This window comes from Microbacterium sp. OR21, assembly GCF_047306785.1.
Taxonomy (GTDB): domain Bacteria; phylum Actinomycetota; class Actinomycetes; order Actinomycetales; family Microbacteriaceae; genus Microbacterium; species Microbacterium esteraromaticum_E.
This window is the reverse complement of sequence record NZ_JAZEXJ010000003.1, coordinates 452,303-467,098: the sequence shown is the minus strand read 5'-3', so window position 1 is coordinate 467,098 and position 14,796 is coordinate 452,303. Positions and strand designations below refer to the sequence as shown.

Below are 14,796 nucleotides of genomic sequence, written 5' to 3'. Positions count from 1 at the left end.
TCAGCCGCCGAGCGCGCTCAGCCAGGAGCGGCGCGCGGCCAGAGCCTCGGTCGCCTCCTTGATCGCACGCTTGTCGCCGGACTTCTCCGCGGCGGCGAGCTCGGCCTCGAGCTTGTCGATGGCCTCCAGCAGCTGCGAGCTCATGTCGCCCACGCGTGCCTTCGTCTCGGGGTTGTTCTTCTTCCAGTCGACGTCCTCGCGGGACTTCAGCGCCTGCTCGATGGAGCGCATGCGGTCATCGAGAGCCCGCTCCTTCTCACGCGGGAAGATGCGGCCCACCTCATCCCACTGCCGCTGGATGCGGGTGAGCAGCGCACGGGCGCGCTTGAGGTTCGGCTCGTCGGCGACCGCCTTGGCCTCTTCGAGAAGGGCCTCGCGCGCCTCGATCTTCGGAGCGGAATCCGCCTCTTCGGCCGCGGCCTGCTCGGCGCGGGCTGCGTACAGTGCGTCACCGGCCGCCTTGAACCGCGCCCAGAGCGCGTCGTCGGCCTTGCGCCCGGCGCGGCCGGATGCCTTCCAGTCGTCGAGCAGATCGCGGTAGGCGGGGATCCCCTCGACGCCGCGCGGCGCGAGAGCCTCGGCACGCTCGACGAGACGCGCCTTGGCGTCGCGTGCGGCGCGGTGGGCATCATCGAGCTCTGAGAAGAACGCCCGACGTGCCTTGTCGACCGTGGAGCGTGCATCGCGGAAGCGCTTCCAGAGCTGCTGTGCGACGCCCTTGGGCAGACGCGGCGCATTCTGCTGATGCGCCTGCCACGAGTCGAACAGCTCGGTCATCTCGGTGGTGACCTGCTTCCACTGCACCTTCGACAGGTCGCGGGCGGCGATCGCCTCGGCCTTCTCGACGATCTGCGTGCGCTCGGCGATGGCGGCGTCGAGCGCTTCCTTCGCCGCAGCGGACTCCTTCGCCGTGGCCTCGGCGAGCGACGCGAGCAGTGTCTCGATGCGCTCCCGCAGCGAGACCAGGTCGCCGACCGCGGCCGCGTCGGTCGCCTCGCCCCGCAGGTGCGTGGCCTGCTTGGTCAGGTCGGATGCCGAGGCACCGCCGTTCTGCGCGCGCGTCTCGAGCGTGCCGAGCTTGACGGCGAGATCGTCGTACTTGCGGGCGAAGTAGGCGAGCGCCTCGTCGGCCGTGCCGTCGGGGTACTGGCCGACCGGCCGCCACGTCTCGCCCTCGCGGACCTCGACGGTGCCGTCCTCGGTCACGCGGCCCCACTCGGCGGCGTCCGATGCGATCGGAGCGACCACCGGAGCTGATGAGGCAGCCGGAGCGGCCGCCGGCATCGGCTTGCGCGGCGGTGCCGGCACCGGCGGACCGGGGACCGGCGGGGTGGGCGTGGGGGCGTCGTTGTCAGACACGATGTTCTCCTTGCGCGGTCGCTCCGCGGGAGGGGGAAAGGACGTTGCTCAGCCTAGTTCACTCACCCGGAGACTGCGTCGGGGTCGGGCTGAGCGGTGGGCTCGTGGAGGGGGCGGGCGACGGGGTCTCGACCGGCGCCGTGGTGGAGGTCGGGGCCGGGGTCGGCTCGGGTGCGGTCACCTGCGCGTGCACGACCTGGCTGGCGATGGCGCCGACGACGATCAGCGAGCCGGCCACGGTCGCGACGACGGTGTCTCTGCGCCGCCGACGGATCGTTCTGCTGTGCCACGCCGCTCGGGCGGCGTGAAGTCTGGCGCGCTCCGCCTCGGTTCTGAGCCGGGCGTCACGAGAACCACGGGCTGGCATCGGCTGTCCTCCTGATCGGGGTCGTGCCTGCGAGCCTACCGTCGCCGTCTCACATGCTTCGTTATGCGTTTGTGAGCGAATTGTTCGCTGCGCGTAACGCAGGGCCGCGGGTTCGCGAAACACACGTTGCGTAGCTTCGGGTCTGACGGAAGGGGAGCCGGATGGCAATTCAGAACACCACAGCCTCAAACGTGCTCGTGATCGGCGCCGGGATGGTGGCACATCGCTTCGTGGACAGTCTGCTCAGCGGCGCCGACGCGGGGCGATCGGTGACCGTCATCGGCGAAGAAGGGCATCCGCCGTACGACCGGGTGGGTCTGACGTCGTTCTTCTCCGGGGCGACTGCGGAGGACCTCGCGCTCGACAGCGCGGTCCTCGCCGATGAGCGGGTCACCTACCTCGGCGACGACCCCGCGGTGCGGATCGACCGTGAGTCGCGAACGGTGAGCACCGTGTCCGGTGCGGTGCACTCGTACGAATCGCTCGTGCTCGCCACCGGCTCGTCGGCACCACGTGTTCCCGTAGAGGGCAACGATCTGCCCGGCTGCTTCGTGTACCGCACACTGGACGACGTCACGGCCCTGCGCACGCACGTGCAGGAGCGGTTCGCGGTGCTCGGGCGTCCGCTCCGAGGCGCAGTGGTCGGTGGCGGCCTGCTCGGCCTCGAGGCCGCCGGCGCCCTGCACGGCATGGGCGTGGAGTGCACGGTCATCCAGTCCGCCGACCGCCTGATGTCCGCTCAGCTCGACGACGCGGGCGGTCGCATGCTGCAGCGCCTGATCGAGGCTCGCGGCGTCGAGGTGCGCACGCGCAGCCGCACGACGAGGATCGCATCGGACGATTCCGGCTGGGTGCGCCGGGTCGACTTCGAGCAAGGCGGACATCTTCCCGCCGATGTCGTCGTCTTCACCGTCGGCGTGCGGCCCCGTGACGAGCTCGCACGTGCCGCGGGAATCGCGGTCCACGCGAACGGCGGCGTGCTGATCGACGACGCGTGCCGCACCTCCGACCCGCGCATCCTCGCCATCGGGGAGGTCGCGAGCTTCGACGGGCGCTGCGTCGGGCTCGTCGCCCCTGGTTACGCGATGGCCGAGGTCGCCGCGAGCGGCCTGCTCGGCCGGCCCGCGGCCTTCCCCGGATACGACGACGCGACGAAGCTCAAGCTCTCCGGGGTCGACGTCGCCAGCTTCGGTGACGCGATGGCGACCACGCCGAACGCTCTGGACGTGGTCTACGCCGATCCGGTCGCCGGGGTGTACAAGAAGCTCGTGCTCTCGGATGATGCGCAGACGCTGCTCGGTGGCATCCTCGTGGGCGATGCCAGCGCCTACGGCGAACTTCGCCCGCTCGTCGGAGCCGCGCTGGGTGGCGACCCCGCCGCGTATCTGATGCCGGAGGAGCCAGCCGGGACGCCGACGCGCGAACTGCCCGACGCCGCAGTCGTGTGCTCGTGCGCCGACGTCACGGCAGGGCGCATCCGCACCGCGGTCCACGAGGAGGGCTGCGCCGACGCTGCGGCGGTGAAGGCCTGCACTCGTGCAGGTGCGACGTGCGGTTCGTGTGTCTTCATGGTCTCGAAGATCGTCGGAGCCGAGCTGGCCAAGACCGGCCGCGCCGCATCGACCGCGCTGTGCGAGCACTTCGACATGTCGCGACGGCAGCTGTTCGACGCGGTCCGCGTCTCCGGGCTGACGACGTTCAGCACCGTCATTGCGCGCTTCGGACACGGCCGCGGGTGCGACATCTGCAAGCCCGCACTCGCGGGGATCCTGGCGGTGCTCGTCGGCGATCACGTGCTCGAGGGTGAGAACGCGACCCTGCAGGACACGAACGACCACGTCATGGCGAACATGCAGAAGGACGGCACGTACTCGGTCGTGCCCAGGATGCCGGGCGGCGAGGTCACCCCTGCCGGCCTCATCGCGATCGGCCGGATCGCCGACGAGTACGGGCTGTACACGAAGATCACGGGTGGCCAGCGCATCGACATGTTCGGCGCACGCCTGGAGCAGCTTCCCGAGATCTGGGGGCGGCTCGTCGACGCCGGATTCGAATCCGGTCAGGCCTACGGCAAGGCGCTGCGCACCGTCAAGTCCTGTGTCGGGTCGACCTGGTGCCGTTACGGAGTGCTCGACTCGGTCGGCATGGCCGTGCGTCTCGAGCTGCGCTATCGGGGGCTCCGCGCACCGCACAAGCTGAAGCTGGGCGTCTCGGGATGCGCGCGAGAATGCGCGGAGGCCCGCAGCAAGGATGTCGGCGTGATCGCCACCGAGCAGGGCTGGAACATGTACGTCGGCGGGAACGGCGGCTTCTCCCCTCGCCACGCGCAGCTGTTCGCGTCCGGCCTCGACGACGACGGGCTCATCCAGGCCATCGACCGGTTCTTCATGTACTACATCCGCACGGCCGACCGGCTGCAGCGCACCGCAGCGTGGTGCGAAGACCTCGAAGACGGTCTCGACGGGCTCCGCAGCGTCGTCTTCGACGACGCGCTCGGCATCTGTGCCGACCTGGACGCGGCGATGGCGCGTCACGTGGATCGCTATGAGGACGAGTGGGCCGCCACCCTGCGCGACCCCGAGAAGCTGCGACGCTTCAGTTCCTTCGTCAACGCCGCCGACACCCCCGACCCCTCGCTCGCCTACGTCCCTGTGCGCGGGCAGGTGCGCCCCGCCACCGAGGCGGAGCGCACGGCGGGCGGCATCCTGATCGCCGGAACCACCCTGGAGGTGCGCAGATGACCATCGCCCACAGTCTCGACACGCTCGTCCGCGCATGCGCGCTGACCGATCTCGAGGTCGAGAGAGGGCGCGCCGCCCTCTTCGGCAAGACGCAGATCGCGCTCTTCCTGCTCGCCGACGGCACGGTGCACGCGGTCGCGAACCTCGACCCGTACAGCGGGGCGCAGGTGATGTCTCGCGGCATAGTGGGCACCCGCGACGGCGCACCCACCGTCGCTTCGCCGATGCACAAGCAGGTGTTCGACCTGCGCACCGGTCTGTGCGTCGCCACCCAGGGACGGCCGCCCGCGACGCTGCGGGTATGGCCCGTGGTCATGCACGACGGCGACGTGCTCATCCACCTCGGGGAGCTGCGATGACGATGCTCGGCAGAGTGGACCTCGTCGGCGGCGGCCCCGGTCCGGCCGATCTGATGACGGTGCGCGCGGCGCGTCTCATCGCCGAAGCCGACGTGATCGTGTTCGACCGGCTCGGCCCGGCAGCCGAGATCGTGCAGGGACTCGACCCTCGCGTGCTGGTGATCGACGTCGGCAAGCAGCCCGGTCATCACCCGGTTCCTCAGGAGGAGATCAACAGGCTTCTCGTGATGCACGCGGCGGCCGGCCGCCGGGTGGTGCGTCTGAAGGGAGGCGATCCCTTCGTCTTCGGCAGGGGAGCGGAGGAGATGCAGGCGTGTCTCGTGGCGGGTGTGCCGGTCGACGTGACCCCGGCGCCGAGCAGCGCGATCGCCGTTCCGCAGGCGCTCGGCATCCCCCTCACGCATCGCGGCACGGCCGCCGCGTTCCACGTCACCACCGGGCATCGGGGCATCGACGCGACCACGCTCACGGCCATCGCGGATCCCCAGGTTACGACCGTCATCCTGATGGGAGTGACCGCGCTTCCCCGTCTCGTCGACACGGCACTGCGACACGGCATCGCACCCGGCACGCCGATGGCGTTCATCGAGAACGGCCACACGCGGCAGCAGCGCTCGATCCGCACCACCCTCGGCAGTGCGGCGGCGGATGCCAGGACGATGGGGCTGCGCAATCCCGCGGTCATCGTGATCGGCGACGTCGCGCGAGCCGGGCTGCTCGCACCGGTCCGGCCATCTCCGGAGCCCGTGGGAGCAGTGTCCGCGTGACGCCTGGCCGACTGCCGGATTCCGCTCTGGCGGGATGCGCGATCGTCGTCGTCGCCGATCGTCGCGCCGGCGATCTCGCCGTCGCGCTCGAACGTCGCGGCGCGACGGTGCAGCGTGCGCCCGCTCTCAGCATCCTGCCCGCCGCCGATGACGAGCTGCTCCTCGAGCGCTCGCGCGAGCTCGTCGCCCAGCCGCCCGACACCGTCGTGGTCACCACCGGGGTCGGGCTCCGCGGCTGGATGGATGCCGTCCACGAGCGCGACCTGCACCCGCAGCTGACCCACGCGCTGTCGCAGGCGAGATTCATCGCCCGCGGACCGAAGGCGCACGGAGCCATTCAGCAGGCGGGGTTCTCCGCCGACTGGGTGGCGAGCACGGAGACGTCCGCCGAGGTGGCGGAGCATCTCATCGCCCGCGGCGTGGAGGGTGAGCGGATCGCCGTGCAGCATCACGGCGCGGGCTCCGACGGACTGGACGAGCTGCTCACCGCACACGGCGCGACCGTCGTGCCCCTCATCGTGTACAGGTGGGGCCCGCCGCCGGATGCGGGCCTCGTGCGCCGCTCGGCTGAGCAGGCCGCCTCCGGAGCCGTGGACGCGCTGCTGTTCACGTCGGCGCCGGGCGCTGCGGAATGGCTGCGCATCGCCGAGATCGCCGGGTCGCTCGCCGCGATCCGCCGGCGCGCGGAATCCCAGCGGCTGCTGCTGGCCGCCGTCGGTCCGATCACCGCGGCGCCGCTCCGGGATGCCGGCCTGCGGACGGCGGTCGCCGCGCGCGGACGTCTGGGTTCGCTCGTGCGGTGCGTCGTGGAGCATTTCGCGGCCGGGGCGCCCTTCGCCACCACAGCGGCGGGCGCGCTCGAGGTGCGCAGCGGTGGTGCGCTGATCGGTGATCGCTTCGTGCCACTGTCCCCGGCATCTGCGGGTGTGCTCGGCGCACTGTTCGATGCCCGAGGGAGCGTTCTCTCGCGGGAGGAGCTGAGGCGAGTGCTGCCGCGGGGAGGCCAGAGTCCGCACGCCGTCGAGATGGCGGTCGCGCGTCTGCGCGAGGCGCTCGGCGACAGGCGCGCCGTGACGACCGTGGTCAAACGCGGGTACCGGCTGGCGCTCGACGAGCGGCTCTGAACACGGGCCGACGGAGAGGCACCTCGCGTGCCTCTCCGTCGGCCCGTCCGTGAATGCACCTGCGCTCACACCATGACGGAACGAGACTCCTCCGCGGGCTGCCGGACAGAGCTGCCGCCGTGCGTCAGATAGAGGGGGAGTCCGACGAAGAGCAGTCCGCCCACGAGGTTGCCGACGACCGTAGGGATCTCGTTCCAGATCAGGTAGTCCCACAGCGTGAACTCCCCGCCCATGAGCAGGCCGGAAGGGAACAGGAACATGTTCACGATCGAGTGCTCGAAGCCCATGTAGAAGAACAGCATGATGGGCAGCCACATGGCGATCACCTTGCCCCCGACGGTGTTCGACGCCATCGCCAGCACGACGCCGGTCGACACGAGCCAGTTGCACAGCATTCCGCGGATGAACAGCGTCAGCATGCCGGCGAGGCCGTGATCGGCGTATCCGACGGTGCGACTGTGGCCGATCTCGCCCAGCGCGCGGCCGACCTCGTTCGGCTCGGCTGAGAAGCCATAGGTGAAGACCGCGGCCATGAGCACGGCGACGAGGATCGCGCCGCAGAGGTTGCCCAGGAACACCAGGCCCCAATTGCGGAGCATGGCAGGAACCGTGGCACCGGGGCGCCGTGCGAGGACGGCGAGAGGACCGAGGGTGAACACGCCGGTGAGCAGGTCGTAGCCGAACAGGTAGAGGATGACGAAGCCGACGGGGAAGAGCACGGCGCCCAGCAGCGGCTGGCCGGTCTGCGTGGCGATCGTCACGGCGAAGGCCGCGCCGATGGTGAGCAGGGCTGCGCCCATGAAGGCCCGGATCAGAGTGTCGCGTGCGGACATCTGCATCTTGGCGGCGCCGGCGTCGAGCATGTGGCCGACGAGTTGGGCGGGCTTGACGTAAGACACGAGTACCTCCTAGGAAAGGAGCCCGGTCGGGCTCTCTCGAGGACAGCGTGGTCCAGCGATGTTTCCGAGGTTCGTGTGTGTGGTTACGCCTATGGAACCAAGTTCTCACCTCGCCCGCGCGGCGCTGTGAGCAAGACGGGTGTCGGCCGCCCCGACTAGCCTGGGAGGATGACCTCCGCGCCCCTGCTCTCGGGACAGACACCGCTCGCCGTGCGCATGCGGCCGGTCTCGCTCGACGAGGTGGCCGGGCAGCAGCATCTGCTGCGCGCGGGGTCGCCGATCGTCGCCCTCGCCGATCCGGATGCCAAGGCGCCCGGCGCGGTGTCGATCATCCTCTGGGGTCCGCCCGGCACAGGCAAGACCACGCTCGCTCAGGCCATCGCCCGTTCCTCGGGGCGCCGGTTCGTCGAGCTGTCGGCGATCACCGCCGGGGTCAAGGACGTACGGGAGGTCATGCAGGAGGCGATCACGCAGCGCGACCTCTACGGCCAGACCACGATCCTGTTCCTGGATGAGATCCACCGGTTCACGAAGGCCCAGCAGGATGCCCTGCTGCCCGGCGTCGAGAACGGCTGGGTCATCCTCATCGCGGCGACCACCGAGAATCCGTCGTTCTCGGTGATCTCGCCGCTGCTCTCGCGTTCGCTGCTTCTGACACTGAAGCCCCTCACCGACGACGACATCGGCGTGCTGCTCGACCGTGCCGTGGAAGACGCGCGCGGGCTGGCCGGCGCGGTGAGCGTGTCCGATGATGCGCGGGCGGCCCTGATCCGTCTCGCGTCGGGGGATGGGCGCCGTGCTCTCACCGGACTCGAGGCGGCCGCGGCCGTCGCGCTCTCGAAGCACGAGGAGGGTGAGGAGGTCGTCGTCACGGATGAGGACGTCGCCCAGGCCGTCGATCGGGCGCTGCTGCGCTACGACAGACAGGGCGACGAGCACTACGACGTGATCAGCGCCTTCACCAAGTCGATCCGCGGGTCGGATGCCGATGCGGCGGTGCACTATCTGGCACGGATGATCGAGGCGGGGGAGGACCCGCGGTTCATAGCCCGTCGACTCGTGATCTCCGCTGCGGAGGACATCGGTCTCGCCGACCCGCAGGCGCTGACGATCGCGACGGCCGCCGCCGATGCGGTCGCCTTCATCGGGATGCCAGAGGGGCGCATCCCGCTCGCCGAGGCGACGATCTACCTGGCGACGACCGCCAAGTCGAACGCCGCGTACGCCGCGATCAATCAGGCGATCGCGGACGTGCGGGCCGGCGGATTCGGCCGTGTGCCGATCCACCTCCGCGATGCCCATTACGCCGGAGCGAAGCGCCTCGGGCACGGCAAGGGCTACCGCTATCCGCACGACAGCGACGCGGGCATCCTGCCTCAGCAGTACCTGCCCGACGAGCTCGTGGGGCGGCGCTACTACGAACCGAAGAACCTCGGTGCCGAGCGCGACATCGCGCCTCGCCTCGAGCGCATCCGGAAGATCCTCGGCGATCGCTGACGTGCGCGAGATCCGCTCAGCCGCGATCTGTTAGCATTGACCGGCTCGAAACAGAGTTTTCGGGCATCCCTCCGCTCCTGCATCACTTCCCGACGCGCCCCGGCGTGCGCGACGAGAAGGAGGAAGCGAGGCGATACGCCCGTGAGGCGCGAAAGACGCGTCCACGTCACGGAAGGAACACTTCGTGGTCACGAAGTCCCAGGACCGCCGCAAGGTCCGTCTCAGCCGTGCGCTGGGAATCCCGCTCACCCCGAAGGCCGCCCGCTACCTCGAGAAGCGTCCCTACGCTCCCGGCGAGCACGGCCGTACCAAGCGCAAGGCCGACAGCGACTACGCCGTCCGCCTGCGTGAGAAGCAGCGTCTGCGCGAGCAGTACGGCATCCGCGAGAAGCAGCTGCGCATCGCGTTCAACGAGGCTCGCCGCAAGGACGGCCTGACCGGTGAGAACCTGGTCGAGCTGCTCGAGATGCGTCTCGACGCCCTCGTGCTGCGTGCCGGCTTCGCCCGCACCACCGCGCAGGCTCGTCAGCTGGTCGTGCACCGTCACATCCTCGTCGACGGTCAGCTCGTCGACCGCCCGTCTTTCCGCGTGAAGCCGGGTCAGCTCATCCACGTCAAGGCCAAGTCCGAGGCTCTCGAGCCGTTCCAGGTCGCAGCAGCCGGCGGTCACGCCGAGGTCCTGCCCCCGGTTCCGGGCTACCTCGAGGTCGAGCTCGACAAGCTGCAGGCCCGCCTGGTCCGTCGTCCGAAGCGCGCCGAGGTCCCCGTGACCTGTGAAGTGCAGCTCGTCGTCGAGTACTACGCAGCCCGCTGATCTCCGCATCAGCACGAGAGGCGTCGGGGATTCCCCGGCGCCTCTCGTCGTAGGATGGAGCGATGAAGAGACTGTCCTGGTTCCTGCTCGGCGTGATCGGCGGTTTCGTCGCCGCTCACTTCATGAACAAGGATCCCCGCGGACAGGAGATCTTCGCCGACCTCGACGGCCGGCTGTCGCAGGTCACCGCCATCATCGGCGACGCGTATCGGCAGCAGGACGCCCGCCTGTCCGACCCCGCAGACGACTGACCCCGATTCCCACCCGCCGCGCACACCGACGCGGCGCTCCCACGCAAGGAATGCCACGAGCTCTATGAAAACTGCGGAGATCGCGCAGCGTTACCTCGACTACTTCGAGAAGAACGACCACCTCATCGTCCCCTCGGCATCCCTGGTCAGCGACGACCCCTCGCTGCTCTTCACGGTCGCGGGCATGGTGCCGATGATCCCGTACCTCACGGGCGTCGTCCCCCCGCCCCACCCGCGCATCGCCGATGTGCAGAAGTGCATCCGCACCAACGACATCGAAGAGGTCGGGCGCACCGCGCGCCACGGCACGTTCTTCCAGATGCTCGGCAACTGGTCGTTCGGCGACTACTTCAAGGAAGGCGCCATCCGCTACGCGTGGGAGCTGCTGACCTCGTCCGAGGCCGAGGGCGGCCTCGGCTTCGACGAGAAGGACCTGTGGGTCACCGTCTACGAGACCGACGACGAGGCCGAGGCCATCTGGCGCGACGTCATCGGCCTGAAGCCGGAGCGCATCCAGCGGCTCGGGCGTGCGGACAACTACTGGAACACCGGCCAGCCCGGCCCCGGCGGCCCCGACTCGGAGATCTTCTTCGACCGCGGACCCGCCTACGGCAGGGACGGCGGCCCGGCCGTCGACGACTCGCGATTCCTCGAGATCTGGAACCTCGTGTTCATGCAGGAGTTCGTCGAGAACGTCCGCAGCAAGACCGAGTTCGACATCGTCGGCGAGCTGCCGATGAAGAACATCGACACGGGCATGGGACTCGAACGCGTCGCCTTCCTGAAGCAGGGCGTCGAGAACATGTACGAGACCGACCAGGTGCGTCCGGTTCTCGACCGCGCCGTCGAACTCTCCGGCAGGAAGTACGGCGCCGTGCACGAGGACGACGTGCGCTTCCGCGTCATCGCCGACCATGTGCGCTCGTCGCTGATGCTGCTCTCCGACGGGGTGCGCCCCTCCAACGAGGGCCGCGGCTACATCCTGCGCCGGCTCATGCGCCGAACCGTGCGGTCGATGCGCCTGCTGGGCGTCGACGCGCCGGCGTTCCCCGAGCTCTTCGCGGCGTCGAGGGATGCCATGAAGTCGGCCTACCCGGTGCTGGAGACGGAGTGGTCGACCCTGTCGTCGGCCGCCTTCGCCGAGGAGGAGACCTTCCGCCGCACGCTCGCGCAGGGCTCGACCATCCTCGATCTCGCGCTGGACGACACGAAGAAGAAGGGCGGCGCCACCCTCAGCGGATCCGAGGCGTTCCTGCTGCACGACACCTACGGCTTCCCCATCGACCTCACCCTCGAGGTCGCCGAGGAGGCCGGGCTCGACGTGGACCGCTCCGCGTTCGACGCGCTCATGAAGGAGCAGCGCGACCGTGCCAAGGCCGACGCCCGCAACCGCAAGCGTCAGCTCGCCGATGTGTCGGTGTACCGCGAGTTCCGCGCGCAGGGTGAGACGGGATTCGCCGGCTACACCGATCTGCAGACGGAGTCCCGCGTGCTCGGTCTGATCGTGGACGGCGCGCCCGCGCAGACCGCCTCGGAGGGGCAGGTCGCCGAGGTCATCCTCGCCGAGACGACCCTCTACGCCGAGTCCGGCGGGCAGGTCGCCGACAAGGGCACGATCGTCGGCGCCGGCTTCGAGCTCGACGTCCTCGATGTTCAGAGGCCGGTGCCGGGCCTGATCAGCCACACCGTCCACGTGGCCACGGGATCGGTCTCGGTCGACGACCGCGCGACCACCGTGGTCGACGCCGCCAACCGCCGCGCGGCCCGCCAGGCGCACTCCGCCACCCACCTGGTGCACGCCGCCCTGCGCGACACCCTCGGCAAGACCGCGACGCAGGCGGGGTCACTGAACCGCGCCGGCTACATGCGCTTCGACTTCTCGTGGTCGCAGCCGCTGTCGCTCGACACCCGTTCGGAGATCGAGGAGATCACGAACCGGGCCGTCAACGACGCGCTCGAGGTCACCACCCGCATCGTGTCGCTCGACGAGGCCAAGGAAGCCGGCGCAATGGCACTGTTCGGCGAGAAGTACGGCGACGTGGTGCGCATGGTCGACATCGGCGGGCCGTGGTCGCGTGAGCTGTGCGCCGGCACGCACGTGCAGACCAGCTCCGAGATCGGATTGGTCAGTCTCGTCGGCGAGTCATCGGTCGGCGCATCCAATCGCCGCATCGAGGCGCTGGTCGGTCAGGATGCCTTCCGCGAGCTCGCCGCCGAGCGCACGGTCGTCTCGCAGCTGACCTCGGCGCTGAAGGCGCCCCGCGATCAGCTCGGTGCCCGCATCGAAGAGCTGCAGGCGAATCTGAAGGCCGCCGAGAAGCGGATCGCGCAGTTCGAGGCGAAGGAGCGCGAGGGTCGTGTTCCCGCACTCGTCGAGGCCGCGTCGCCGGTGGGCGGCTATCGGGTGGCATCCGCATCGCTCGGCGACATCGCCTCCGCCGACGACATCCGCACCCTCGCGCTGAGCGTGCGCGAGCGCCTCGGCTCAGAGGCGGCGGTGGTCGCCTTCGGCGGGATCGTCAGCGGACGCCCGATCGTGGTCGTCGCGACGAACGAGGCCGCTCGGCAGTCCGGCGCGAAGGCCGGTGCGCTCGTGCGCATCGCCGCCGGAATGCTCGGCGGCGGCGGCGGTGGCAAGGACGACGTCGCGCAGGGCGGCGGCACAGACGCCTCGGCGCTCGACGCCGCGCTCTCCGCGATCACCTCGGAGCTGTCGGCAGCGTGAGCGGCTTCCGCCGCGGGACCCGCATCGGCATCGACGTCGGCAAGGCGCGTGTCGGGGTGTCGCGCTGCGACCCCGATGGGATGCTCGCCGTTCCGGTGGAGACGGTGCCGCGGTCGGAGGCGTCGATCGAGCGCATCCTGCAGATCCTCGCCGAATGGGAGCCGCTGGAGGTCGTCGTCGGTCTCCCGGTGAACATGCGCGGCGAGGACACGCCCTCGACAGCTGACGCACGCGAGTTCGCCGCCGAGCTGCACCGTCGCTCCGGCATCGACACGCGGATGGTCGACGAACGGCTCAGCACGGTCAGCGCGCACACGGCGCTGCGCGCATCCGGCCGTTCCCAGAAGAATTCTCGTAGCATTGTCGATCAGGTGGCGGCGGTGGTGCTGCTGCAGCACGCCGTCGACACCGAGAAGAGCACCGGTCGCCCCGCCGGTGCGTTGATCACCCCTGTTCAGGAGCCCCCGCGCGATGTCTGACCCGCAGGACCGCAGATCCGACTCGCTCGGCGACTTCTTCGACAACGTCCCCACGGCGTCCACCCCGCTGCCCGAGCGGGAGGTGCGCGACGAGCCGGCTCCCGGGTCGCGCCGCGCACTGCGCGAGGCCGCTGCGCGGCAGGCCGCGGGGGGCGGCGTCGACCAGGAACGCTCCGCCGACGATGAGACCCGACAGGTGCCCGCGCCGCCCGTGGCCGCACCGGAGACAGCGTCGCTCGAGGCGTCGGACGCCGCGCCGGAGACCGAGAGCCCCGCCGACCAACCCGATCACGGCTCCCTCGACGCGCTTTTCGCTCCGGAGGCGGCGACCGAGGTGCCTCGCGCGCGCCGCGGGCGCGGCTGTCTGATCGCCCTGATCATCCTGCTCGTCATCGGCGGCGGCATCGCCGCCGGCGGCGCGTGGGTCTACAACACGTACCAGGACAAGATCGACGACATCATGGGTTGGGGCGAGCCCAAGGACTACGAGCCCGGCATCGCGACCGGCGAGGCCCTCGTCACGATCAAGGAGGGCGACACCGGGTCGCCCGTGTCCACGGCCCTGTTCGAGGCCAAGGTCACCAAGACAGACCGCGTGTTCTACGACTACCTGATCGAGAACGACACCAACCCCACGTTCTACCCCGGCGTGTACAAGCTGCAGCAGAAGATGACGGCAGAGGCCGCGCTGAAGGCGCTGCAGGACCCCGAGAACCGCATGGCGAACACCGTGCGCATCGCCGAGGGCAGCACCGTCGAATCGTCCCTTCCGCGGATCGCGGAGGGCGTCGGGATCCCGATCGAAGAGCTCCAGGCGGCGGTCAAGGATCCGAAGGTCTACGACGTCCCCGCCCAGAGCCTCGAGGGCTGGCTGTTCCCGGCCGTCTACACGTTCGACCCGGGGGTGTCTGCCAAGGACGTCATCGCCGCGATGGTCGATCGCACACGCACGTCGCTGGAGAAGGCGGGTGTTCCCGACACCGAGGCCCAGCGCGTGCTGACGATCGCCTCGATCATCGAGCGCGAGGCGCGCACCCCGGACTTCCCGAAGGTGTCGCGTGTCATCCAGAACCGCATCGACGACGGCATGATGCTGCAGATGGACTCGACGGCGCAGTACGGCTACGGAGAGCTGCACGCGGGCAAGGCGAGCACCTCGAAAGAGGCGCAGTTCGACGAGAACCCGTGGAACACCTACGTCAACACGGGGCTCCCCGCCACGCCGATCGCCAACGCCGGGGACGCCGCGATCGACGCCGCCATGCACCCGGCCGACGGCCCGTGGCTGTACTTCGTCACCGTCGACTTCAGCACCGGTGAGACGCAGTTCTCCGAGACCTACGAGCAGCACCAGAAGGGGATCGACAAGCTGGCCGCCTGGTGCGCCTCGAATCCTGACTACAAGGGATGCTGA

13 protein-coding genes are annotated in these 14,796 nt (G+C 69.8%); 10 read left to right on the top strand and 3 right to left on the bottom strand.

Annotation, left to right across the window (positions count from 1 at the left end):
* Positions 1 to 1,284: a DUF349 domain-containing protein gene (locus V2S04_RS10825; protein WP_413638772.1), complete on the bottom strand. Its 1,284-nt coding sequence runs from the start codon at positions 1,282 to 1,284 to the stop codon at positions 1 to 3.
* A 133-nt stretch (positions 1,285 to 1,417) separates the two neighbouring features.
* Positions 1,418 to 1,726 (bottom strand): hypothetical protein, encoded by a 309-nt coding sequence (locus V2S04_RS10820; protein ID WP_271637589.1) that lies wholly within the window; start codon positions 1,724 to 1,726, stop codon positions 1,418 to 1,420.
* A 161-nt stretch (positions 1,727 to 1,887) separates the two neighbouring features.
* On the opposite strand from V2S04_RS10820, the gene nirB reads away from it, so the two are divergent.
* The 4 genes from nirB to V2S04_RS10800 are packed head-to-tail and all read left to right on the top strand — an operon-like array spanning position 1,888 to position 6,717.
* Positions 1,888 to 4,467, top strand: coding sequence for a nitrite reductase large subunit NirB (gene nirB / locus V2S04_RS10815; RefSeq protein WP_413638469.1), 2,580 nt, complete (start codon positions 1,888 to 1,890; stop codon positions 4,465 to 4,467).
* The gene (gene nirD / locus V2S04_RS10810) at positions 4,464 to 4,826 is read left to right on the top strand and encodes a nitrite reductase small subunit NirD (protein ID WP_071643690.1); all 363 of its coding nucleotides are present in this window, start codon (positions 4,464 to 4,466) and stop codon (positions 4,824 to 4,826) included. The genes nirB and nirD overlap by 4 nt, the downstream gene beginning before the upstream one ends.
* Positions 4,823 to 5,593, top strand: a complete 771-nt coding sequence (gene cobA, locus V2S04_RS10805; RefSeq protein WP_413638468.1) for a uroporphyrinogen-III C-methyltransferase — start codon at positions 4,823 to 4,825, stop codon at positions 5,591 to 5,593. Before nirD ends, cobA begins: the two co-directional genes overlap by 4 nt.
* Positions 5,590 to 6,717 (top strand): uroporphyrinogen-III synthase, encoded by a 1,128-nt coding sequence (locus tag V2S04_RS10800; RefSeq protein ID WP_413638467.1) that lies wholly within the window; start codon positions 5,590 to 5,592, stop codon positions 6,715 to 6,717. The genes cobA and V2S04_RS10800 overlap by 4 nt, the downstream gene beginning before the upstream one ends.
* A 65-nt stretch (positions 6,718 to 6,782) precedes the next feature.
* On the opposite strand, the gene V2S04_RS10795 is transcribed toward V2S04_RS10800, so the two are convergent.
* Positions 6,783 to 7,616, bottom strand: a complete 834-nt coding sequence (locus tag V2S04_RS10795; RefSeq protein WP_099196114.1) for a formate/nitrite transporter family protein — start codon at positions 7,614 to 7,616, stop codon at positions 6,783 to 6,785.
* A 168-nt stretch (positions 7,617 to 7,784) separates the two neighbouring features.
* Between V2S04_RS10795 and V2S04_RS10790 the strand changes: the two genes are divergently transcribed.
* From V2S04_RS10790 to mltG, 6 genes are all read left to right on the top strand, one after another.
* Complete coding sequence (locus V2S04_RS10790; RefSeq protein WP_413638466.1) at positions 7,785 to 9,113, top strand: replication-associated recombination protein A; 1,329 nt, start codon at positions 7,785 to 7,787, stop codon at positions 9,111 to 9,113.
* Between the two features lie 184 nt (positions 9,114 to 9,297).
* Positions 9,298 to 9,927 (top strand): 30S ribosomal protein S4, encoded by a 630-nt coding sequence (gene rpsD, locus V2S04_RS10785; RefSeq protein ID WP_099196950.1) that lies wholly within the window; start codon positions 9,298 to 9,300, stop codon positions 9,925 to 9,927.
* Positions 9,928 to 9,989: 62 nt separating this feature from the next.
* The gene (locus V2S04_RS10780) at positions 9,990 to 10,178 is read left to right on the top strand and encodes a hypothetical protein (protein WP_099196949.1); all 189 of its coding nucleotides are present in this window, start codon (positions 9,990 to 9,992) and stop codon (positions 10,176 to 10,178) included.
* A 64-nt stretch (positions 10,179 to 10,242) separates the two neighbouring features.
* Entirely contained in the window at positions 10,243 to 12,903 is a 2,661-nt protein-coding gene (gene alaS / locus V2S04_RS10775) for an alanine--tRNA ligase (RefSeq protein ID WP_413638465.1), read from the top strand.
* Complete coding sequence (gene ruvX, locus V2S04_RS10770) at positions 12,900 to 13,382, top strand: Holliday junction resolvase RuvX (RefSeq protein WP_413638464.1); 483 nt, start codon at positions 12,900 to 12,902, stop codon at positions 13,380 to 13,382. The genes alaS and ruvX overlap by 4 nt, the downstream gene beginning before the upstream one ends.
* The gene (gene mltG, locus V2S04_RS10765) at positions 13,375 to 14,796 is read left to right on the top strand and encodes an endolytic transglycosylase MltG (protein ID WP_413638463.1); all 1,422 of its coding nucleotides are present in this window, start codon (positions 13,375 to 13,377) and stop codon (positions 14,794 to 14,796) included. Before ruvX ends, mltG begins: the two co-directional genes overlap by 8 nt.